This window comes from Streptomyces sp. GL_148 (assembly GCF_057834205.1).
The window spans coordinates 4,483,962-4,505,549 of record NZ_CM174396.1; the positions used below are offsets into that span (position 1 = coordinate 4,483,962).

The following is a 21,588-nucleotide window of genomic DNA, read 5'->3' on the forward strand; positions in this document are numbered from 1 at the left end:
GATCCACGACTTGTAGATCCACAGCCTGTGGAGCGGAGCACGGCAGAGCAGCAGGAAGCCGGGGGAGGTCGGCGCCGTATGCACGTTTCGCATCTCTCGTTGGCCGACTTCCGCTCGTACGCCCGGGCCGAGGTTCCCCTCGAACCGGGCGTCACCGCTTTCGTGGGCCCCAACGGGCAGGGCAAGACCAACCTCGTCGAGGCCATCGGCTACCTCGCGACCCTCGGCAGCCACCGCGTCTCCGCGGACGCCCCGCTCGTGCGGATGGGCGCCGAGCGCGCCGTCATCCGGGCCGCCGTCACCCAGGGCGAGCGGCAGCAGCTCGTGGAGCTGGAGCTGAATCCGGGCCGCGCCAACCGGGCCCGGATCAACAGGTCCTCGCAGGTCAGGCCGCGGGACGTCCTGGGCATCGTGCGCACGGTGCTGTTCGCCCCGGAGGACCTGGCCCTGGTCAAGGGTGATCCCGGGGAGCGGCGCCGCTTCCTCGACGAGCTCGTCACGGCCCGCTCGCCGCGCATGGCGGCCGTCCGCTCGGACTACGAGCGGGTGCTCAAGCAGCGCAACACCCTGCTGAAGTCGGCGGCGATGGCCCGCCGGCACGGCGGCCGCTCCATGGACCTGTCCACCCTCGACGTGTGGGACCAGCACCTGGCGCGCACGGGCGCGGAGCTGCTGGCCCACAGGCTCGACCTCCTCGCGACCCTGCTGCCGCTGGCGGACAAGGCGTACGAGCAGCTCGCGCCCGGCGGCGGACCGCTCGGCGTGGCCTACAAGTCCTCCGCGGGCGAGCAGGTGGACAGCGGCGAGGCCCGCACCCGCGAGGCGCTGTACGAGGTCCTCCTCGGCGCGCTGGCCGAGGTGCGCAAGGGCGAGATCGAGCGCGGCGTGACCCTGGTCGGCCCGCACCGCGACGACGTCGTGCTGCGCCTCGGGGAGCTGCCGGCCAAGGGGTACGCGAGCCACGGCGAGTCCTGGTCCTACGCGCTGGCCCTGCGGCTGGCCTCCTACGAGCTGCTGCGCTCGGAGGGCAGCGAGCCGGTGCTGATCCTCGACGACGTGTTCGCGGAGCTGGACGCGCGGCGCCGGGAGCGGCTGGCGGAGCTGGTGGCGCCGGGCGAGCAGGTGCTGGTGACGGCGGCGGTCGACGACGACGTGCCCGGGGTGCTGGCAGGGACCCGGTTCGCGGTGTCCGGCGGGGAGGTGACCCGGCTGTGAGCGGCAAGGAGCAGGGCCCGCCGTCGCAGGAAGGGCCGCAGGACCCGCCGCGCAAGGCGGCCGAACCCTCCGGCGTGGACCTGGCGCGCCAGGCGCTGGCGGCGGCGCGCGAGCAGGCGCGGGCCCGCGGCAACGCGGCGCAGAACAAGAAGGGCCGCCACCAGCCGGGCCTGCGCTCGGGCGCCCGCGCGGACGGCCGGGACCCGATGCCGCTGATGGCGGCGCTGGACCGGCTGCGCACGGAGCGCGGCTGGGAGATGCCGATGGCGGTGGCGGGCGTGATGGAGCGCTGGCCGGAGATCGTCGGCCAGGACATCGCGACGCACTGCGTGCCTGACCGGTACGAGGACCGCGAGCTGGTGGTGCGCTGCGATTCCTCGGCGTGGGCGGCGCAGCTGAAGCTGATGGCTCCGCAGCTGGTGGCCCGGCTCAACGCGGACCTGGGGCAGGGCACCGTCCGGCTGATCAAGGTCCACGGCCCGGGCGGCGGTCCGAAGCGGTACGGCCCCTGGCGGGCGCCGGGGAGCACCGGCCCGGGGGACACCTACGGGTGAACCCACAGGCCCGACACCGAGGGGCCTGACACCGTGCGCGCCTGAGGCTGCCCGCGTGGGGCGGCTGAACCGGTGCGCTCGCCCGTGCGTGTTCCGGTCGTGCGTGTTCCGGGCGTGCCCCGGCCCCGGCCCCGGCCCGTGCCGGGCCCCGCGCGCCGATGCCCGTAGGCCGGCCCGCGCGGTGAGCCCGTACGGGTGAGTAGGGATCCGGCGGCCACCCGTACGGACGGCTCTGCGGGTGGTGTCCCTCACGGTAGCGGGAGGTTGACAGCCCGAAGCGCTCAATGCCCGTGTGAGCCTCTTTGAGCCCCTCCCCGGATATGGGGAGTCGGAGAGAGGAGTTTCCGGGCGGCACATGCGGACTCAGGTACCGGCAAACGCCCATTCATGGGGGTGATACCGGTAGACTGAACGAGAATCCCGCGCACGCGCGGGATCCAGTCGAGTAAAGCTGACCACCGCTGACAACGCAGATCGACGCAGCCGCTCCCGCTTGCATGCATGCCGGCCCGGAGTACGGCCTGTGCTGTGCCAGAAAGGGCGCTTCGTGGCCGATTCCGGCAACCCCAACGACAACCAGTCCACAGTCGGCCAGAACGGCGAGGTCACCTCCTCGTACGACGCCAGTGCCATCCAGGTCCTCGAGGGCCTGGACGCGGTCCGCAAGCGGCCCGGCATGTACATCGGCTCGACCGGTGAGCGCGGGCTCCACCACCTCGTCTACGAGGTAGTCGACAACTCGGTCGACGAGGCCCTGGCCGGGCACGCGGACACGATCGACGTGACGATCCTCGCCGACGGCGGCGTGCGCGTGGTCGACAACGGCCGCGGTATCCCGGTCGGCATCGTGCCGTCCGAGGGGAAGCCAGCCGTCGAGGTCGTGCTGACGGTCCTGCACGCGGGCGGCAAGTTCGGCGGCGGCGGCTACGCCGTCTCCGGCGGTCTCCACGGCGTCGGCGTCTCCGTCGTGAACGCCCTGTCGACCAGGGTCGCGGTCGAGGTCAAGACCGACGGCCACCGCTGGACCCAGGACTACAAGCTCGGTGTCCCGACAGCGGCCCTGCTGAAGAACGAGGCGACGTCCGAGACGGGCACCTCGGTCACCTTCTGGGCCGACGGCGACATCTTCGAGACCACCGAGTACTCCTTCGAGACGCTCTCGCGCCGCTTCCAGGAGATGGCCTTCCTCAACAAGGGCCTGACCCTCACCCTGACGGACGAGCGCGAGTCGGCCAAGGCCACGATGGGCGCGGACACCGCCGAGGAGACCGACGACCAGCAGGCGCGCACGGTCAAGTACTTCTACGAGGGCGGCATCGTCGACTTCGTGAAGTACCTGAACTCGCGCAAGGGCGAGATGATCCACCCGACCGTCATCGACGTCGAGGCCGAGGACAAGGAGCGCATGCTCTCGGTCGAGATCGCGATGCAGTGGAACTCGCAGTACACCGAGGGCGTCTACTCCTTCGCGAACACGATCCACACGCACGAGGGCGGCACCCACGAAGAGGGCTTCCGCGCCGCGATGACGGGTCTGGTGAACCGCTACGCGCGTGAGAAGAAGTTCCTGCGGGAGAAGGACGACAACCTCGCCGGTGAGGACATCCGCGAGGGTCTGACCGCGATCATCTCGATCAAGCTGGGCGAGCCGCAGTTCGAGGGCCAGACGAAGACCAAGCTGGGCAACACGGAGGCCAAGACCTTCGTGCAGAAGGTCGTCCACGAGCACCTCAACGACTGGTTCGACCGGAACCCGAACGAGGCCGCGGACATCATCCGCAAGTCGATCAACGCGGCCACGGCGCGCGTCGCGGCCCGCAAGGCCCGTGACCTCACCCGTCGCAAGGGTCTGCTGGAGAGCGCCTCGCTGCCGGGCAAGCTGTCGGACTGCCAGTCCAACGACCCGACCAAGTGCGAGATCTTCATCGTCGAGGGCGACTCGGCCGGCGGCTCGGCCAAGTCCGGCCGCAACCCGATGTACCAGGCCATCCTGCCGATCCGCGGCAAGATCCTGAACGTCGAGAAGGCCCGCATCGACAAGATCCTCCAGAACACCGAGGTCCAGGCGCTGATCAGCGCCTTCGGCACGGGTGTGCACGAGGACTTCGACATCGCGAAGCTCCGCTATCACAAGATCATCCTGATGGCTGACGCCGACGTCGACGGCCAGCACATCAACACCCTGCTGCTGACCTTCCTGTTCCGCTTCATGCGGCCGCTGGTCGAGGCCGGTCACGTCTACCTGTCGCGTCCGCCGCTCTACAAGATCAAGTGGGGCCGCGACGACTTCGAGTACGCGTACTCGGACCGCGAGCGCGACGCCCTGGTCGAGCTCGGCAAGCAGAACGGCAAGCGGATCAAGGAAGACTCGATCCAGCGCTTCAAGGGTCTGGGCGAGATGAACGCCGAGGAACTGCGCATCACCACGATGGACGTGGACCACCGCGTGCTCGGCCAGGTCACCCTGGACGACGCCGCGCAGGCCGACGACCTGTTCTCGGTGCTGATGGGTGAGGACGTCGAAGCCCGGCGCTCCTTCATCCAGCGCAACGCCAAGGACGTTCGCTTCCTCGACATCTGAGTCGGCTCAGCTGACCGCCTGAAAGGACCTTTGACCAGCAATGGCCGACGAAACCACGCCCACCGCCGCGGAATCCGCGGAGGAGCAGCCCGTCGTACGCATCGAGCCCGTCGGGCTCGAGACGGAGATGCAGCGCTCCTACCTCGACTACGCGATGTCCGTCATCGTCTCCCGCGCGCTACCCGACGTACGGGACGGCCTCAAGCCGGTCCACCGTCGCGTGCTGTACGCGATGTACGACGGCGGCTACCGGCCCGAGAAGGGCTTCTACAAGTGCGCCCGCGTCGTCGGTGACGTCATGGGCACGTACCACCCGCACGGTGACTCCTCGATCTACGACGCCCTGGTCCGCCTGGCCCAGCCGTGGTCGCTGCGCATGCCGCTCGTGGACTCCAACGGCAACTTCGGCTCCCCGGGCAACGACCCGGCGGCCGCGATGCGCTACACCGAGTGCAAGCTCATGCCGTTGGCCATGGAGATGCTCCGGGACATCGACGAGGAGACCGTCGACTTCAAGGACAACTACGACGGCCGCAACCAGGAGCCGACCGTCCTGCCGGCGCGGTTCCCGAACCTGCTGATCAACGGTTCGGCGGGCATCGCGGTCGGCATGGCCACCAACATCCCGCCGCACAACCTGCGCGAGGTCGCGGCCGGCGCCCAGTGGGCGCTGGAGCACCCGGAGGCCTCGCACGAGGAGCTCCAGGACGCGCTCATCGAGCGGATCAAGGGCCCGGACTTCCCGTCGGGCGCCCTGGTCGTGGGCCGCAAGGGCATCGAGGAGGCGTACCGGACCGGTCGCGGCTCCATCACGATGCGCGCGGTGGTCGAGGTCGAGGAGATCCAGAACCGCCAGTGCCTGGTGGTCACGGAGCTTCCGTACCAGACCAACCCCGACAACCTGGCGCAGAAGATCGCCGACTTGGTGAAGGACGGCAAGGTCGGCGGCATCGCCGACGTCCGGGACGAGACCTCGTCCCGGACCGGCCAGCGCCTGGTGATCGTCCTCAAGCGCGACGCCGTCGCCAAGGTCGTGCTGAACAACCTCTACAAGCACACCGACCTGCAGACGAACTTCGGCGCGAACATGCTGGCGCTGGTGGACGGCGTGCCGCGCACGCTGTCGATCGACGCCTTCATCCGCCACTGGGTGACGCACCAGATCGAGGTCATCGTCCGGCGCACGAAGTTCCGCCTGCGCAAGGCGGAGGAGCGCGCCCACATCCTGCGCGGTCTGCTCAAGGCGCTGGACGCGATCGACGAGGTCATCGCGCTGATCCGGCGCAGCAACACGGTCGAGATCGCCCGTGAGGGCCTGATGGGCCTGCTGTCGATCGACGAGATCCAGGCGAACGCCATCCTGGAGATGCAGCTCCGCCGCCTCGCGGCCCTGGAGCGGCAGAAGATCGTCGCCGAGCACGACGAGCTCCAGGCCAAGATCAACGAGTACAACGCGATCCTGGCCTCCGAGGAGCGCCAGCGTCAGATCGTCAGCGAGGAACTGGCGGCCATCGTCGAGAAGTTCGGCGACGACCGGCGTTCCAAGCTGGTGCCCTTCGACGGCGACATGTCCATGGAGGACCTGATCGCCGAAGAGGACATCGTCGTCACGATCACCCACGGCGGGTACGTCAAGCGCACCAAGACCGAGGACTACCGCTCGCAGAAGCGCGGCGGCAAGGGCGTGCGCGGCACGAAGCTGAAGCAGGACGACCTCGTCGACCACTTCTTCGTGTCCACCACGCACCACTGGCTGCTGTTCTTCACGAACAAGGGCCGGGTCTACCGCTCCAAGGCGTACGAGCTCCCGGACGCCGGCCGCGACGCCCGCGGTCAGCACGTGGCGAACCTGCTGGCCTTCCAGCCGGACGAGAAGATCGCCCAGATCCTCGCGATCCGCGACTACGAGGCCGCCCCGTACCTGATCCTGGCCACCAAGGGCGGCCTGGTGAAGAAGACGGCGCTCAAGGACTACGACTCGCCCCGTTCGGGTGGCGTCATCGCCATCAACCTGCGGGAGACCGAGGACGGCAGCGACGACGAGCTGATCGGCGCCGAGATGGTGTCCGCCGAGGACGACCTGCTGCTCATCAGCAAGAAGGCGCAGTCGATCCGCTTCACGGCGACCGACGACGCGCTGCGTCCGATGGGCCGCGCCACTTCGGGCGTGAAGGGCATGAGTTTCCGCGGAGGGGACGAACTGCTCTCCATGAGCGTGGTCCGGCCCGGTACGTTCGTCTTCACCGCGACCGACGGCGGCTATGCCAAGCGGACGCCGGTGGACGAGTACCGCGTCCAGGGCCGTGGTGGACTGGGCATCAAGGCCGCGAAGATCGTGGAAGACCGCGGCTCGCTCGTCGGGGCGCTCGTGGTGGACGAAACGGACGAGATTCTCGCCATCACGCTCAGCGGTGGTGTGATTCGTACGCGCGTCAACGAAGTACGGGAGACCGGCCGTGACACCATGGGCGTCCAGCTGATCAACCTGGGCAAGCGGGATGCCGTCGTCGGCATCGCCCGCAACGCGGAGGCCGGTCAGGAAACTGACGAGGTCGACGACAGCGAGAACGAGATCGGGACCGAGGCGGCCGTCGAAGGACAGGCCGCCGAGGCCGCCGAGGGCACGGAGCCCTCGGCTGGGGAGCACGAGGAGTAAGCGTGAGCGGAGCCACGGGCGCCGGACCGGCCCACACTGGAACGAACGGTGCCCGTGGCCCCGCCGCGGACTCCCAGGGGGGAACCGTGACGGACACCCGAGGACCGCAGCCGCCTCAGTCGCATCAGACTCAGGCCGGGGCCGGCCCTCAGCAGCCGTACCACCCGCCGCAGGCGTACTCGGTGCCCCAGGGCCCCGGGGCGCCGCGGGGGGCGGGCGACCCCGGCGCGCAGCGCAAGCCGCGCACGGGGGCCCGTATGGCGCCCAGGACGCGCAAGGCGCGGCTCCGGGTGGCCAAGGCCGACCCCTGGTCGGTGATGAAGGTCAGCTTCCTGCTGTCGATCGCGCTGGGCGTCTGCACGATCGTGGCGTCGGTGGTGCTGTGGATGGTCATGGACGCCATGGGCATCTTCTCCAGCGTCGGCGGCACCATCAGCGAGGCGACCGGCTCGAACGAGAGCAACGGCTTCGACCTCCAGACCTTCCTGTCGCTGCCTCGCGTTCTGATCTTCACGTCGGTGATCTCGGTCATCGACGTGGTGCTCATGACGGCGCTGGCGACTCTCGGCGCGTTCATCTACAACCTGTCGGCGGGCTTCGTCGGCGGTGTGGAGCTGACGCTCGCCGAGGACGAGTAGGCCTCCGAGGACGGGGCGGATGACCTGCGCAGACGGGCCGCCGCTATCGATTTTGGAGTCACCGGGTCTGTGCGCTAACCTTCAGAAGTCAGCGCGCAGCGCGGATGGGGCTATAGCTCAGTTGGTTAGAGCGCATCCCTGATAAGGATGAGGCCACAGGTTCAAATCCTGTTAGCCCCACAGTGTCGAAGACCCCCAGGCCCATGGCCTGGGGGTCTTTGTCGTTGGGCCAGTTGGTGGGCCAGTTGATGGGCCGGCAGGTCACCGATCGGTATCGGTCGGTGTGTATTGTTGGGCGCCAGAAGTCCCCTACGTCAACGAAAGACGAGGTCGCGCGGTGAAGAAGCTGCTCCTGGTCGCACTGGCCGCCATCGGCGGGCTCCTCGTGTACCGCCAGATCCAGGCGGACCGCGCAGAGCAGGACCTGTGGACGGAGGCAACCGACTCCGTGCCTTCTGGTTCCGGTGTCTGAGACCCGAGGTTGATCCCAGAGCCCCGACTGCCGCTGCGGTCGGGGCTTTGTGCTGCTCTGTGACGAAATATTGCGGTATGCAAAGAACTTGCTTGCGTTGGCAAACTCGGGGTGGGTGCGTGTGATGGGTGGGGTACGTCGGGTACGGACGACCGCTGCGGCGGCGCTGGCCGTCCTCGGGCTGGTCGCGGCGCTGCCGGGGGCCGCGGCAGCGGCGGGGACCCCGCAGCCGGTGCCCGCCTACCGGGGCGCTGACGGGGCGCAGGCGGTGGTGGGGCAGCCCTCCACGGCCGGGGCCCCGGAGTTGAAGGCCGGCGCGGTCTACAAGGACTCGATGGCGCCGGGGGAGCGGTACTACCGGCTCAACCTCGACGACAGTTCGACCGTGTACGTCTCCGCCGTGCTCCAGCCGCCGGGCAGCGCCAAGGTGAGCTACAGCGACGGCCTGACGGTGGACGTCCTCACCATCGAGAACCACTCCTGCATGGGCGGCCCTGGGCGCGCGGACTTCGGCTACGACCCCGTCCCCATCAGCGCCGTGGGAGCCCGCGTGATGCAGGAGGACGCCCTCTGTCAGACGGGCGGCACCTACTACGTCAAGGTCACGCGCGAGACGGCCAAGGACGGGGACCGGGCGGAGTGGCCCCTGGAGCTGCGGGTGCAGCGCGAACCGAAGCTCGGTGGCAGCAACGCGCCCGTCGCCGCCCCCAGCGTCTGGCCCTCCGCCTCCCCGACCCTGCCCGGCAGCGACGCGGCTCCGCGCTCCGGCGGCACCGGCTTCAACGACGCACGGGCGCTGGACAGCGGAGTCTGGAGCGACGAACTGCGGCCCGGCCAGACCCTCTTCTACCGGGTGCCGCTCGACTGGGGGCAGCAGCTGGGCCTCGCGGCCGAACTCTCCGCGGGCACGATGACGAAGGACTCCGGGTACGCCTCGACCGGGCTCTCCGTCTCGCTGTACAGCCCGTACCGGTCCCTGATCAACGGTGAGGACGTCTCCTACGACGGGAAGCAGGCGGGGCTCACCCTGCCGCGGACACCGCCGGTGGCCTACGAGAACCGCTTCGCCTCCGACCGGAAGGTCGGTTCGGTCCGGGTGGCCGGCTGGTACTACGTCGCGGTGACCATGGCGGGGAAGGTCGGGGAGTTCACCCAGGAGGCGGTGCCCGTCCCGCTGACCCTGCGCACGCAGATCATCGGCGCTCCGGGCAAGGCCCCGGCCTACGCGGAGGACCTCGCGGCCGGCGGGTTCGGCGTGGGCGCCGAGGACCGTACGGCGGCCAAGGAGGGCAGCACGGCCGTGGAGGCCGATGCCGCCGCCGCGAACCGGTCGGTGATGCGGGTGGTCGCGGGCGCCGGCTTCGGTACGGGGACGCTGCTGCTGCTCCTCCTGGGCGGCTGGATCCTGCTGTCCCGGCGGCGTTCCGCCTAGGACGGGCCCTAGATCTGGGTCAGGGCCCAGATCCCGACGGCGAAGCACAGCACCGCGGCGAGCAGGATCCCGGCGGTGACCTTCGCGGGCGGGGGCGCGAGGGCGGTCGTGCGGGGTACGGGGGGAGTGGCGGGCGGCATGGGCTGCTGCTGGTACGGATACGGGGCCGTCGGCGTCGTCGGCGCGGTCTGCGGTGTCGGGGCGCCGGCGAGGACGGGCGGCGGGAGGTGGAAGCTGCCCGTCTCCGAGGGCCCGAAGACCCCGAGGGGAGTGGTGACGGGTGTGGGGGCGTCGGCCGGCTGCGCGGGCACGGTGACGGCCGGGGACGCGTGGGGGGCCGTGGACGGGGTCTCGTACGGAGCTTGGTACTGAGCTTGGTAGCGGGCTTCGTGCGCGGCCCGGTGCTCGGTTTGGTACGCGTCCCCGTCAGTGGCCGGCGGTGACGGGCGGGGTCCCTGGAGCCCCTGGGGCCCTCGGGGCTCTTGGGGTGTGAAATCGGCGGGCACCGGGCCCAGTTGGTCGAAGACCTCGACCGGATCCCTGTCCGGGCCGGGCGGCGGCAGCAGTTCCAAGGCCTCGGCGAGGGCCCTGCGCGCCCCGGTGGCCGTCTGGAACCTGCTCCGGGGGTCCGGCTGGAGCAGTGCGGCCAGGACGTCCCACAGCGGCGCGGGAACGCCCTCGGGGGCATCCGGGGTGCCGTGGGTGAAGAACTGCTCCACGAGGGCCTGGGAGTCGGGCTTGGTGCCCTGGAGGAGGTAGAGGCCGACCAGTCCGACGGCGAACAGGTCGGCGGTGAAGTCCGGCTCGGAGCCGAGGAGTTGTTCGGGCGCGAGATAGCCCGGCGTGCCGACCACGTAGGCGGTCTCGGTCAGCCGGGGTTCCCCCTTGCGCATGGCGATGCCGAAGTCGGACAGCCGCAGGTGCGGCCGCCCGGTTCCAGTGGCCTCCATCAGGATGTTGGCCGGTTTGATGTCGCGGTGGACGACGCCCTCCGCGTGCACCGCCGCCAGCCCCGACAGGAGCTGGTCGAGCAGGGTGCAGACGAACCGGGGCGGCAGGGCCCCGTAGTCCCCGATCACATGGGCGAGGGAGCCGCCGGCGACGAGGTCCATGGTGAAGAGGACCTTGTCGTCGTCCGCCGCCCAGCTGGCCGGGGCCAGGACGTGCGGGTGATCGATCCGCAGCGCCTGCTCGCGGACGAACCGCAGCAAGGTGTGGGCATCGCTCTGCAGGAGGACCTTCGCTGCGACGTATCGGCGGCGCCGGTGGTCCCAGGCACGCCATACGGCGCCTGCGCCGCCACGTCCGATCGGGTCGATCAGTTCGTACCGGCCGGCGAAGATCTCACCCATTGCTGCGCCCGTCCCCCGTCGTCAGCTGTGTCCGTTGCGTGCGTGGCGTTCGTCGCGTGTCAGTTCTGGTGCGCCTCGTAGTGCGCGACGGCGTCGGAGGTGCGGCCCGCTCCGTACACCCGGAGGAACTCTGCCAGTTCCGGGTGGGTCGGGGCGAGGGTGTCCGCCGCGTCGATGATGTCGCCGGCCGCGGAGACCGAGCGCAGCAGCGACTGGATCTCGCGTACGACGCGCTTGACGGTGGGTGCGCCGGAGCCGGTGGCGGCCTGGCCGGTGCTGTTGCTGAGGACGGAACCTCCCTGGGTCTTCTTGATCTCGTCCATCCGGTCGGTGGCCTCTCCCGCGCTGACGCTCCCGTCGGCCACCTGGCCGGCGAGATCCTGGAGAGCCTGAACCCGCTGGACCACGGCGGGGTTTCCGATCTTGGCCCGCTGGCCGCTCATCAGCTGGGACAGCATCGGCGCCGACAGCCCGAGGACGGCAGCGAGGCGGGCCTGGTTCAAACCGAGGTCATCTATGAGCCGGCGGAAGAGCGCGCCCAACGGCTCCCCGTACCAACTCCGCTGGAGTTCCCTGGCTCTGGCGGTCGCCTCTTGCTGTACTGCGTCCACTCTTACTACTCCCCTTCGCTGGTGCGAACCTCGCGAGCATCTTACGGAGAGTGGTCGCGGGGCGGGAGTCCCTATCATTTTGCGGGATGTGGGGGTACACCCGGTACTCTGTCCTACGGAACGGTCACTCGCTCGCGGGGGACCGGCATGCCCACATCCGGGGCCTTAGCTCAGTTGGTAGAGCGCTGCCTTTGCAAGGCAGATGTCAGGAGTTCGAATCTCCTAGGCTCCACATGTAGAAAGCCCCCTTGACCTGCGGAAACGCAGACCAAGGGGGCTTTTCTCGTACCGTTCCCTGGCACCACCTTGCCGCACCGACTCGGGAAACAGGCGATTCGATCACCATGAAGAACGGCCACACCGCGCTGACGATGCAGGACGCGATACTCACCCTGCAGAAGTACTGGAGCGACAACGGCTGCATGATCACGCAGCCGTTGAACACCGAGGTAGGGGCCGGAACGGCCAACCCGTCCACGGCGCTGAGGGTGATCGGCCCCGAGCCCTGGAGCGTCGCCTACGTCGAGCCCAGCGTGCGGCCGGACGACTCGCGCTACGGAGAGAACCCGAACCGGCTCCAGATGCACACCCAGTTCCAGGTGATCCTCAAGCCCGACCCGGGCAATCCGCAGGAGCTGTACCTGGGCAGCCTCCGGGCGCTCGGCGTCGACCTGAGCGCGCACGACGTGCGGTTCGTGGAGGACAACTGGGCCTCGCCCGCGCTCGGTGCCTGGGGGCTGGGCTGGGAGGTCTGGCTGGACGGCATGGAGATCACCCAGTTCACCTACTTCCAGCAGGTCGGCGGGGTCACCCTGTCCCCGGTGTCGGTGGAGATCACCTACGGCCTCGAGCGCATCCTGATGAACCTTCAGGGCGTGTCCCACTTCAAGGACATCGTCTACGCGCCGGGCATCACCTACGGCGAGGTGTTCGGCCAGAACGAGTACGAGATGAGCCGCCACCACCTCGACGACGCCGACGTCGACACCCACCACAAGCTCTTCGAGGCGTACGCGTCCGAGGCCCGGCGCATGATCGACCTCGAGCTGCCCATCCCGGCCTACACGTACGTACTCAAGTGCAGCCACACCTTCAACGTGCTCGACGCGCGCGGCGCTCTCAGCACCACGGAGCGGGCCAAGGCCTTCTCCCTGATGCGCGGGCTCACCCACGAGTCGGCCAAACTGTGGGCGCAGCGCCGCGCCGTACTGGAGTACCCGCTCGGAGTGGCGGCCGCGCCGGCCGCAGCCGTGCGGGCCGCGCTGCCCACGGTGTCCAGCACCGAGACGCTGCTGTTCGAGATCGGCATGGAGGAACTGCCGTACGCCGATGTCCGCGCCACCACCGACGCGGTGCGCGAGGCGGTCACGGCCAAGCTGGCCGCCACCCGGCTGGGGCACGGCCCGATCACCGCGATGGCCACACCGCGCCGCATCGTGATCACGGTCGACGGTGTGGAGCCGCGCGAGCCGGACACCGCCAAGACCGTGCGCGGCCCCAAGACCGCCGCCGCCTACAAGGACGGCGCCCCCACCCCCGCCCTGCTGGGCTTCGCCCGCAGCCAGGGCGTCGACCCGGCGGACCTGCAGGTCCTCGACGTCAGCGGTGTCGAGTACGTCGTACTCACCCGCGAAGAGCCGGGCCGCCCGGCGGTCGAGGTGCTCAGCGAACTGCTGGCCGAGGTCGTGTCCGGGCTGCGCGCCAGCCGCAACATGCGGTGGAACGACCCGACCCTTTCGTTCTCCCGCCCCGTCCGCTGGCTGCTCGCCCTGCTCGGCAGCACCCCCCTGCCGGTCGCCGTCTCCGCGCTCTCCTCGGGCCACACCACCCGGGTCCACCGCACGGCCCCCGACCCGGTCGTCCAGGTGGCGTCAGCCGAGGGCTACGCCCACTTCCTCAAGATGCACGGCATCCTGCTGGACCGCGAGGCCCGCCGCGACGTGGTGGTGCGCGGAGCCCACGAGTCGGCGGCCGAGGTCGGCGGATCCATCGATGTAGCCGGTGAAGCCGGACTGATCGACGAGATCACCGACATCGTGGAATTCCCGCACCCGGTCCGGGGATCCTTCGACGAGAGCTACCTCGACCTGCCCGCGAGCGTCCTGACCACCGTGATGCGGGGGCACCAGCGCTACCTGCCGGTGCTGGACGCGGGCGGGCGCCTCATGCCCCACTTCATCACCTTCGCCAACGGCACGTGCGACGACGACGTGGTGCGTTCGGGCAACGAGGCGGTGCTGCGGGCCCGTTACGAGGACGCCGCCTTCTTCTTCCGCGCCGACCTGAAGGTCTCCCCCCAGGAGCTCCGCGGCCGGCTGGACAAGCTGACCTTCGAGGACCGGCTCGGCACGGTCGCCGACCGCGCCGACCGCATCGCCGCCCTCGCCCTCGGTCTGGCCGCGGACGCGGGGCTCGACGAGGACGCGCTCGCCACGGTGCGCCGCGCCGGTGCGCTGGCGAAGTTCGACCTGGCCTCCCAGATGGTCGTCGAGTTCTCCGGCCTGGCCGGGGTGATGGCCGAGGAGTACGCACGCCACGCCGGAGAGTCCGCGGAGGTCGCGCGAGCCCTGGCCGAGATGGAGCTTCCGCGTTCCGCGGGCGGCGCGCTGCCCGCCGGTGACGCGGGCGCCGTACTGTCGCTCGCCGACCGGTTCGACCTGGTGACGGGCATGTTCGTGATCGGTGCCGCGCCGACCGGAAGCTCCGATCCGTTCGGCGTGCGCAGGGCCGCCATCGGTCTGCTCAACGTTCTGCGGAGCACTCCCGCGCTGGCCGGCGTCCGCGTGAAGGAGGCGCTTCGCGCGGCGGCCGAACGCTTCGCCGCCCAGGGTGTCGAGGTGCCCGCCGAGCGGCTCACGGAGGCCGCCGAGCTGATCACCCGTCGCTACGAGCAGCAGCTCACCGACGCCGGACACGAGCACCGCCTGGTCCAGGCCGTCCTGGTGTGGGCCGATCGCCCCGCCCACGGCGACCGCACCCTGGCCACGCTGGAGCGCCACGTCGGCACCGAGGCGTTCGACGGGCTCACCGCCGCACTCCAGCGCGTGGTGCGCATCCTCCCCGCAGACGCCGCGGAAGGCGGCGCCGACGCGGTGGACCGTTCCCCGCTGACCGCTCCCGCCGAGCTGCGCCTCGCCGAGAGCGCGCAGTCCGTCGCTAAGTCCCTGACCGGCCGCGAGGACGACCTCGCCGCGCTGATCGAGGTCTCCGCCCCGCTGGTCGTCGCGATCAACGCCTTCTTCGACGACGTCCTGGTGATGGACCCCGACCCGGCGGTCCGCGCGGCCCGGCTGGCCCTGCTGGACGACGTGGCGCGACTGGCCCGCACGACCCTGGACTGGCGCGCGCTGTAACCGGCGCTCGACAGCCGTGAGACGAGGCCCCCTGCCCGGCGCACACGCCGGGCAGGGGGCTTTTCGCGTTAATCTCGGCCGGGTTGGGCGGTATGACGATCATTCAGCAAGGCTGATGTTGAGGAGACTTCCGATGACCGTGGATGTGAAGACCACTGAGAAGGCCCTGCGGCTGCGGGCGTTGGGCGAGGGCGTACTCGTCCTGCCCAACGCCTGGGACGCGGGCAGCGCGGCCGTGATCGAGTCGGCCGGGGCGCAGGCCATCGCCACCACCAGTGGTGGTGTGGCCTGGTCGATCGGGCGCGGGGACGGGCAGCACGCGACGCGGCCGGAGATGCTGGCTGCGGCCGCGAGGATCGTGGCGGCCGTGGACGTCCCGGTCACCGTGGACGTCGAGGGCGGCTACGAGGACGTCGCGGCCACCGTGCGCGAGGTGGTGGCGGTGGGCGCCGTCGGGATCAACCTGGAGGACTCGAAGGCGGCCGACGGTACGCTCCACACCGCCTCGGAGCAGGCCGAGCGGATCAGCGCCGCCCGTGCGGCGGCCGCCGCGGCCGGGCTGCCGGAGCTGGTGATCAACGCCCGTACCGACGTCTTCCTGTTCGGGATCGGTGAGGAGTCCGGCCGCCTCGCCGACGTACTGGCACGGGTGGAGGCGTACGCCGCCGCCGGGGCCGACGGGATCTTCGTGCCGGGGCTGCTGGACCTGGACGCCCTGAGTGAGATCGCGCGGGGCCCGCTGCCGGTCAACGTCCTGGCCGGGCCGGGCGGTCCGTCCGTCGCCGAGCTCGCGAAGGCCGGGGTGCGCCGGGTCAGCGTCGGGACCGGCGTGGCCCAGGCGGCGTACACGGCGGCCCGTGCCGCTGCGGTGGAGGTGCTGGAGCAGGGGACGTACGGGGCGCTCGACGGTGCGGTCGACTACGGCACGCTCAACGGCCTCTTTGTGAAGTAGGGCCTGTGGTGAAACGACTGTGGGCCGCTCCGGTGTACGGAGCGGCCCACAGTCGTGTCCGCGGTCCCATCGGTCAGCCCGGCCGGTTCTGGCCCGTCCCGCCCGATGTTTCACGTGAAACAACGGGCGGGGGTCACCGGCGCCGGCCGGTCCGCAGCAGGGTCGCGGCCACCACGAGCGCCGTGAGCATCAGGCCGGCCCCGATGCCGAAGGCCAGGTGGTAGCCGGAGGTCAGGGCCGCGGCGCGGTCGTGGCCGCTGGAGAGCAGGGAGTCGGTGCGGGCGGCCGCCAGGGTGGAGAGGACGGCGACGCCGAGGGCCATGCCGATCTGCTGGGTGGTGTTGAACAGGCCCGAGGCGAGGCCCGCGTCCTGCTCATCGGCGCCGGACATGCCGAGCGCGGTGAGGGCGGGCAGGGCCAGGCCGAAGCCGGCGGCCAGCAGCAACACGGGGAGCAGGTCGGTGACGTAGTCGGCGCGGACCGGGAGCCGGGTCAGCAGGCCGAGGGCGGCGACGAGCAGGGCCAGTCCGGCGAGCAGGACGGCCCGTTCGCCGAAGCGGGCGTTCAGCGGGGCCGAGGCGAAGAGGGAGACCCCGCCGATGACCACGGCCGCCGGGAGCATCGCCAGGCCGGTCTCGGCGGCTCCGTAGCCGAGCACGTTCTGGAGGTACAGGGCGACGAGGACCTGGAAGGAGAACAGTGCGGCCACCATCAGCATCTGGACCAGGTTCGCGCCGACCACGGTCCGCGAGCGGAAGATCCGCAGCGGTACCAGCGGGGTGCGGGTCCTGGCCTGGCGTGCGGTGAAGCCGGCGAGCAGGGCGACCGCGAGCGTGCCGAGGCCGAGGGTGTGGGCGGAGATCCAGCCGTAGCGCTCCACCTCGACGACGGTGAAGATGCCGAGCATCAGGCCGGCGGTGACCAGGAGGGCGCCGATGACGTCGGCCCCGGCGCGCAGACCCGTCCGGGCGTGAGCGCTGTCGGCGGGGAGCGCGGGCAGGGCCAGCGCGAGGGCGGCGAGTCCTATGGGCAGGTTGATGAAGAAGATCCAGTGCCAGTCGAGGGCATCGGTCAGGACCCCGCCGAGCACCTGCCCCAGGGAGGCTCCGGCCGCGCCGGTGAAGGAGAAGACGGCGATGGCCTTGGCCCGCTCGCGGGGTTCGGTGAACAGCGTGATCAGGATGCCCAGGCTGACGGCCGCGGCCATGGCGCTGCCGAGGCCCTGCAGGAACCGGGCGGCGATCAGCACCTCGGGGGATCCGGCGAACCCGGCGAGCAGGGAGGCTCCGGTGAAGACGCCGGTCCCGGCCAGGAACATCCGCTTGCGGCCGATGAGGTCGCCGAGCCGGCCGGCGAGGAGCAGCAGGCTGCCGAAGGCGATCAGGTAGGCGTTGACGACCCAGCTGAGTCCCGCGGGGGTGAAGCCGAGGTCGTTCTGGATGGCCGGCATGGCGACGGTGACGATGCTGCCGTCGAGGACGGTCATCAGGACGCCGGTGGACAGCACCCCGAGGGCGGTCCACCGGGAGCGCAGCCCGCGCGGTGCGGCAGGGGCGGACGCGGCGGCACCGGGGGAAGCGATCGGAGGGGCGGCGGGAGCGGAAGTGGCAGGCATCTGTGTCCCCAGTCGTGAGCGGCGGGCTGACTTGGTAAGACCGTATCAGATAGTTCTGTTGCAGACGATCTGTTGGGGACTGAATTGCTAGACTGGCGGACATGACAGCCATGGCGCCCGCACAGAACGAGCCGGACCTCTCCTTCCTCCTGGACCACACCAGCCACGTCCTGCGCACCCGGATGGCGGTGGCGCTCGACCGGATCGGGCTCACGGCGCGGATGCACTGCGTGCTCGTGCACGCCCTGGGGGAGGAGCGGACCCAGATCCAGCTCGCCGAGATCGGGGGCATGGACAAGACGACAATGGTCGTCACCGTCGACGCCCTGGAGAAGGCCGGCCTGGCCGAGCGGCGGCAGTCCAGCACCGACCGCCGGGCCCGCGTCATCGTCGTCACGGAGCAGGGCGCGGCCCTGGCGCAGGAGAGCAGCCGCATCGTCGACCAGGTCCACGCCGACGCCCTCGCCTCCCTCGCGGACGCGGACCGCGAGGCCGTGCTGCGGGTACTGAACCTGCTCGTCAAGGGCGACCTGGCAACCCCGTCGGAGAGCCCGAGGCCGGCTCGCAGGGCCCGCCAGTAGCAGCGCCCCGGTTCCCGGTATCCACCGGTATCCCCCGGATGGCCCCGTCGCAGGGCCGTCCGGCGCCTTCGGGCAGAGAGTTGGGGACAAGGGCACTCAGCCCAGGGGGCACCACCATGCCGGAGGCGTACGCACATGGGACTGTTCGACTTCATGAGGTCCGACAAGAAGAAGGAACAAGCCGAGAAGGCCGCGGGAAAGGCGGCTGAGCAGGTGCAGCAGCAGGCCGCGGCCGCTCCGGCGGCCCCGCCCGCGATGCCTGCCGACGCCGGGACCAAGTACACCGACTCGGCAGCGGCGACCAAGGCGGCCGCCGAGCGCATGGCGGCGGCGGCTCCGCCCAAGGCGGCGCCGATGCCGCCCAGGGCCGCACCGGCTCCCCCCGTCACTCGGCCGGCCTCGCACACGCCCACGCCGGCTTCCGCCGCGCACAAGGCGGTGCCCGCGGCCCCGATGCCGAAGCCCGCGCCCAAGGCGCAGCGCACGTACACCGTCCGCTCGGGCGACTCGCTCTCCGCGATCGCCCGCCGCGAGCTCGGCAACGAGGGCCGCTGGCGCGAGCTCTACGCGATGAACAAGGGCGTCATCGGCTCGAACCCCGACATGATCCACCCGGGGCAGAAGCTCACCCTCCCCAGCTAGCGGAAAACGAGAGCGGGGCCCGGATCCTGGAAAGGATCCGGGCCCCGCTCTCTTTCACGCGTTCCTCAGCGGTGCTTGCGCTTCGCGTCCTCGGCGTCGATCCGCTCCTGCGCGGCCTCGGCCTCCTCCTCCAAGCCGGACACGAAATCCGACGTCCCGGCGTCGCGCTCCTTCGCGGCCAGCTCATCGTCGAAGGAGGCCGGGGCCCCCTCGTCGCGAGCCGACAGCTCGGTGGCGGCCGGCGGCTCGACGAGCCAGTCAGGGTTCGACTGCTGGTCCCACCAGCGCCACGCGGCGTAGGCTGCGCCGGCCAGGACGCCGACCACCACCACACCCTTGAACAGGCGGCCGCAGCGCGCACGCCGCTCGTGGCGCCGTACGAGCTTCTTGACCTCCTTGGCCGATACCTGGCCGCGCAGCGCCGCCAGCGCCGCCGTCGACCGGGAAGCGGCCTCCTCGGCCACCGGCTGGGCCGCCGCGAGGGCGCTCTCCAGACGCGGCTGCGTGTACTCCGCCGCGTGCCGGGCCGCCAGACGGGTCTGCTTCACGGCATTGGACGCCGCCCGGTCCACATTCGGCGGGACGTGGGCGCGCGCTGATTTGATCATGGGCTGTACGTGGCAGTCGTACGTCTGGCGGGCTTGTTTGGCTGCCTCGCCGGCCGCGTACGACACCTTCGGTGCGAGCCGTTCATTTGCTTCGTGGGCGTAATGCACCGCAGCGTGCTTGGCGGATTCCGCGTACGGCGCCACCACTTCCGCTGCGTGCCGCGCCGTATCCCTGGCACTTGATGCTGCCAGGCGCACGCTTTCCTTGCGGGTCACAGGATCCTCCTCCTCGGTGGCGGACACAGTTCACCTTTCCACCCTTTGTCGGATCATGCCTCCCATAACGCCGCCCGGCGCGCGCGACAGGGCATACGGGTGGACGATTTCCGTCCGGTGCATCCCTCCGTGCGAGGATCTGAAACCGACAGTGATGACGAGAGGAAGGCAGATCCGTGGCCGAGAAGCTCTACGCCACCCTGAAGACCAACCACGGCGACATCGAGATCGAGCTTCTGCCGAACTTCGCTCCGAAGACCGTGCGCAACTTCGTGGAACTCGCCACCGGCGAGCGCGAATGGACGCGCCCCACCGACGGCCAGAAGACCACGGACCCGCTCTACGACGGCACCGTCTTCCACCGCGTCATCAGCGGGTTCATGATCCAGGGCGGCGACCCGCTGGGCAACGGCACCGGCGGCCCCGGCTACCAGTTCGCCGACGAGTTCCACCCCGACCTGGCCTTCACCAAGCCCTACCTGCTCGCGATGGCGAACGCCGGCCCGGGCACCAACGGCTCGCAGTTCTTCATCACCGTCGCCCCCACCGCCTGGCTGACGCGCAAGCACACCATCTTCGGCGAGATCAGCGACAAGGCCAGCCAGAAGATCGTCGACACCATCGCCGCGGGTCCCACCAACCCGCGCACGGAGCGCCCCCTCGACGACGTGATCATCCAGTCCGTCGTCATCGAGAAGCGCTGACCGCAGGGGAACCTTTCGGCCCCGCCCGTCCGTCCTCGATACGTACCGGACGGGCGCGGCGGATCCGCCGCCCCGCCCCCGACCGAGGGGACCGATGGACACCGACCGTCTTCCGGGCTGCTACCGGCACCCGGACCGCGAGACCGGGATCAGCTGTACGCGCTGCGAGCGGCCGATCTGCCCCGAGTGCATGATCAGCGCCTCGGTCGGCTTCCAGTGCCCCGAGTGCGTCCGCGGGGGCTCGGGAACGGGCCACGGGCCCGCCGCCAACGCCCCGCGCACGATCGCGGGCGGGGTGGCCGCCGCCGATCCGTACCTGGTCACCAAGATCCTGATCGGGATCAACGTGGCGGTGTTCCTCGCGGTCCAGGTCTTTCCCGGGCTGGCGATCCAGCTGGAGCTGCTGGGCTGGTACCGAGAGCTGGAGGGCGGGCCGGCGGAAGGCGTCTCCACCGGCGAGTACTACCGGCTGCTGACCTCGACGTTCCTGCACACCGAGCTGTGGCACGTCTTCGGCAACATGCTCGCCCTGTGGTTCATCGGCGGACCGCTGGAGCAGGCCCTCGGCCGGGCCCGCTACCTCACCGTGTACCTGCTGTCGGCCCTGGGCGGCAGCGCCGTGGTCTATCTGCTGACCCCGATGAACGTCCCTACCCTCGGCGCCTCCGGGGCCGTCTTCGGCCTGCTCGGCGCCACCGTGGTGCTGGCTCGCCGGATGCGGTACGAGATGCGGCCGCTGATCACCATGGCCGTGTTCATGCTGGTACTGACCTTCGTACCGGGGCTGAACGTGTCCTGGCAGGCCCATATCGGTGGCCTCGTCACCGGTGTGCTGGTCGCGTCGGGCTTCCTGTGGCCAGCCAAGGACATGGGCGCGCGGAATCGCAAATTCGTCCAGTGGGGCACCTGTGTGGCGGTGTTCCTGCTGGCCACAGCCCTGATCGCGATCCGGACGGCCGAACTTTCCGTACTCAACTGATCACACCGGCGTCAACTCTCCACAGAGTTATCCACAGATCTTCTGTCTTTTCCTCAGGTGTGGATGACGCTGTGGATAACTCATGGGGAGAGCTTGCGGAGCCGGGCTACTTCCACTGCGTAGAGACGCCGAATCCTGCCGCAATGAAGCCGAATCCGACCACAATGTTCCAATTTCCGAGAGCTTCGATCGGAAGTTGGGTCTCGGACAGATAGAAAACGACGATCCATGCCAGACCGACCAAGAAGAACGCCAGCATGACCGGGGCGACCCAGTTGCGGTTCGTCAGCTTGATCGACTGCGGCGTCCGCGTGGGGGGCGGCGTGTAGTCGTCCTTCTTGCGGATACGTGACTTCGGCACGAGGGGCTCTCCTGTCGATGGGCTGGGGACCTTGCCTGCCCCGGGCGTCCGTTAGCGTAGTGGACC

The 21,588-nt window shown here is 70.2% G+C and carries 18 protein-coding genes and 2 tRNA genes; 15 read left to right on the plus strand and 5 right to left on the minus strand.

Features of this window, described 5'->3' with window-relative positions:
- The first annotated feature begins 78 nt into the window (after positions 1–78).
- The 8 genes from recF to AC3IYI_RS20695 all read left to right on the plus strand — a co-directional run bounded on the left by recF (position 79) and on the right by AC3IYI_RS20695 (position 9,548).
- Entirely contained in the window at positions 79–1,215 is a 1,137-nt protein-coding gene (gene recF / locus AC3IYI_RS20660; protein WP_489405161.1) for a DNA replication/repair protein RecF, read from the plus strand.
- The gene (locus AC3IYI_RS20665) at positions 1,212–1,769 is read left to right on the plus strand and encodes a DciA family protein (protein WP_489405162.1); all 558 of its coding nucleotides are present in this window, start codon (positions 1,212–1,214) and stop codon (positions 1,767–1,769) included. The genes recF and AC3IYI_RS20665 overlap by 4 nt, the downstream gene beginning before the upstream one ends.
- A gap of 523 nt (positions 1,770–2,292) precedes the next feature.
- A complete protein-coding gene (gene gyrB, locus AC3IYI_RS20670) occupies positions 2,293–4,350 on the plus strand; it encodes a DNA topoisomerase (ATP-hydrolyzing) subunit B (RefSeq protein ID WP_489405163.1) in 2,058 nt (685 codons plus the stop codon).
- 40 nt (positions 4,351–4,390) lie between these two features.
- The gene (gene gyrA / locus AC3IYI_RS20675) at positions 4,391–7,006 is read left to right on the plus strand and encodes a DNA gyrase subunit A (protein ID WP_489405164.1); all 2,616 of its coding nucleotides are present in this window, start codon (positions 4,391–4,393) and stop codon (positions 7,004–7,006) included.
- 86 nt (positions 7,007–7,092) lie between these two features.
- Positions 7,093–7,644 (plus strand): DUF3566 domain-containing protein, encoded by a 552-nt coding sequence (locus AC3IYI_RS20680; RefSeq protein ID WP_489405165.1) that lies wholly within the window; start codon positions 7,093–7,095, stop codon positions 7,642–7,644.
- 106 nt (positions 7,645–7,750) lie between these two features.
- Positions 7,751–7,824 (plus strand) — tRNA-Ile (locus tag AC3IYI_RS20685).
- 157 nt (positions 7,825–7,981) lie between these two features.
- Positions 7,982–8,116, plus strand: a complete 135-nt coding sequence (locus AC3IYI_RS20690) for a DLW-39 family protein (RefSeq protein ID WP_208809277.1) — start codon at positions 7,982–7,984, stop codon at positions 8,114–8,116.
- A 124-nt stretch (positions 8,117–8,240) separates the two neighbouring features.
- Positions 8,241–9,548: a hypothetical protein gene (locus AC3IYI_RS20695; protein WP_489405166.1), complete on the plus strand. Its 1,308-nt coding sequence runs from the start codon at positions 8,241–8,243 to the stop codon at positions 9,546–9,548.
- Between the two features lie 8 nt (positions 9,549–9,556).
- Here the strand turns inward: AC3IYI_RS20695 and AC3IYI_RS20700 are convergent, their stop codons facing one another.
- Positions 9,557–10,900, minus strand: a complete 1,344-nt coding sequence (locus tag AC3IYI_RS20700; protein ID WP_489405167.1) for a serine/threonine-protein kinase — start codon at positions 10,898–10,900, stop codon at positions 9,557–9,559.
- A gap of 59 nt (positions 10,901–10,959) precedes the next feature.
- Positions 10,960–11,511, minus strand: a complete 552-nt coding sequence (locus AC3IYI_RS20705) for a helix-turn-helix domain-containing protein (protein ID WP_385368535.1) — start codon at positions 11,509–11,511, stop codon at positions 10,960–10,962.
- Positions 11,512–11,670: 159 nt separating this feature from the next.
- Here AC3IYI_RS20705 and AC3IYI_RS20710 point away from each other — a divergent pair.
- The 3 genes from AC3IYI_RS20710 to AC3IYI_RS20720 all read left to right on the plus strand — a co-directional run bounded on the left by AC3IYI_RS20710 (position 11,671) and on the right by AC3IYI_RS20720 (position 15,816).
- Positions 11,671–11,743 (plus strand) — tRNA-Ala (locus AC3IYI_RS20710).
- Between the two features lie 112 nt (positions 11,744–11,855).
- Positions 11,856–14,864 carry a glycine--tRNA ligase gene (locus AC3IYI_RS20715; RefSeq protein ID WP_489405168.1) on the plus strand — a complete coding sequence of 1,003 codons (3,009 nt, stop codon included), beginning with the start codon at positions 11,856–11,858 and terminating at the stop codon, positions 14,862–14,864.
- Between the two features lie 133 nt (positions 14,865–14,997).
- Positions 14,998–15,816: an isocitrate lyase/PEP mutase family protein gene (locus AC3IYI_RS20720; RefSeq protein WP_489405169.1), complete on the plus strand. Its 819-nt coding sequence runs from the start codon at positions 14,998–15,000 to the stop codon at positions 15,814–15,816.
- A 133-nt stretch (positions 15,817–15,949) separates the two neighbouring features.
- Here AC3IYI_RS20720 and AC3IYI_RS20725 read toward each other — a convergent pair whose 3' ends face one another.
- Positions 15,950–17,431 carry an MFS transporter gene (locus AC3IYI_RS20725; RefSeq protein ID WP_489405170.1) on the minus strand — a complete coding sequence of 494 codons (1,482 nt, stop codon included), beginning with the start codon at positions 17,429–17,431 and terminating at the stop codon, positions 15,950–15,952.
- 101 nt (positions 17,432–17,532) lie between these two features.
- Here AC3IYI_RS20725 and AC3IYI_RS20730 point away from each other — a divergent pair, with 101 nt between their 5' ends.
- Positions 17,533–18,012, plus strand: a complete 480-nt coding sequence (locus tag AC3IYI_RS20730) for a MarR family winged helix-turn-helix transcriptional regulator (protein WP_489405171.1) — start codon at positions 17,533–17,535, stop codon at positions 18,010–18,012.
- Positions 18,013–18,147: 135 nt separating this feature from the next.
- Positions 18,148–18,654: a LysM peptidoglycan-binding domain-containing protein gene (locus AC3IYI_RS20735; RefSeq protein WP_489405172.1), complete on the plus strand. Its 507-nt coding sequence runs from the start codon at positions 18,148–18,150 to the stop codon at positions 18,652–18,654.
- Between the two features lie 65 nt (positions 18,655–18,719).
- Here the strand turns inward: AC3IYI_RS20735 and AC3IYI_RS20740 are convergent, their stop codons facing one another.
- Positions 18,720–19,478: a DUF5324 family protein gene (locus tag AC3IYI_RS20740; protein ID WP_489405173.1), complete on the minus strand. Its 759-nt coding sequence runs from the start codon at positions 19,476–19,478 to the stop codon at positions 18,720–18,722.
- 176 nt (positions 19,479–19,654) lie between these two features.
- On the opposite strand from AC3IYI_RS20740, the gene AC3IYI_RS20745 reads away from it, so the two are divergent.
- A complete protein-coding gene (locus AC3IYI_RS20745) occupies positions 19,655–20,182 on the plus strand; it encodes a peptidylprolyl isomerase (protein ID WP_489405174.1) in 528 nt (175 codons plus the stop codon).
- 94 nt (positions 20,183–20,276) lie between these two features.
- Entirely contained in the window at positions 20,277–21,161 is an 885-nt protein-coding gene (locus AC3IYI_RS20750) for a rhomboid family intramembrane serine protease (RefSeq protein ID WP_489405175.1), read from the plus strand.
- Positions 21,162–21,267: 106 nt separating this feature from the next.
- Here the strand turns inward: AC3IYI_RS20750 and crgA are convergent, their stop codons facing one another.
- Positions 21,268–21,522, minus strand: coding sequence for a cell division protein CrgA (gene crgA / locus AC3IYI_RS20755; protein WP_250738676.1), 255 nt, complete (start codon positions 21,520–21,522; stop codon positions 21,268–21,270).
- Positions 21,523–21,588 lie beyond the last annotated feature (66 nt).

What these genes read in the sequence shown, in the direction of transcription:
- AC3IYI_RS20695 (WP_489405166.1), top strand. Translation starts at nt 8,241, where the DNA reads ATGGGTGGGGTACGTCGGGTACGGACGACCGCTGCGGCGGCGCTGGCC.
- AC3IYI_RS20720 (WP_489405169.1), top strand. Translation starts at nt 14,998, where the DNA reads ATGACCGTGGATGTGAAGACCACTGAGAAGGCCCTGCGGCTGCGGGCG.
- AC3IYI_RS20750 (WP_489405175.1), top strand. Translation starts at nt 20,277, where the DNA reads ATGGACACCGACCGTCTTCCGGGCTGCTACCGGCACCCGGACCGCGAG.
- gyrA (WP_489405164.1), top strand. Translation starts at nt 4,391, where the DNA reads ATGGCCGACGAAACCACGCCCACCGCCGCGGAATCCGCGGAGGAGCAG.
- AC3IYI_RS20735 (WP_489405172.1), top strand. Translation starts at nt 18,148, where the DNA reads ATGGGACTGTTCGACTTCATGAGGTCCGACAAGAAGAAGGAACAAGCC.
- AC3IYI_RS20725 (WP_489405170.1), bottom strand. Translation starts at nt 17,431, where the DNA reads ATGCCTGCCACTTCCGCTCCCGCCGCCCCTCCGATCGCTTCCCCCGGT.
- AC3IYI_RS20730 (WP_489405171.1), top strand. Translation starts at nt 17,533, where the DNA reads ATGACAGCCATGGCGCCCGCACAGAACGAGCCGGACCTCTCCTTCCTC.
- recF (WP_489405161.1), top strand. Translation starts at nt 79, where the DNA reads ATGCACGTTTCGCATCTCTCGTTGGCCGACTTCCGCTCGTACGCCCGG.
- AC3IYI_RS20700 (WP_489405167.1), bottom strand. Translation starts at nt 10,900, where the DNA reads ATGGGTGAGATCTTCGCCGGCCGGTACGAACTGATCGACCCGATCGGA.
- AC3IYI_RS20715 (WP_489405168.1), top strand. Translation starts at nt 11,856, where the DNA reads ATGAAGAACGGCCACACCGCGCTGACGATGCAGGACGCGATACTCACC.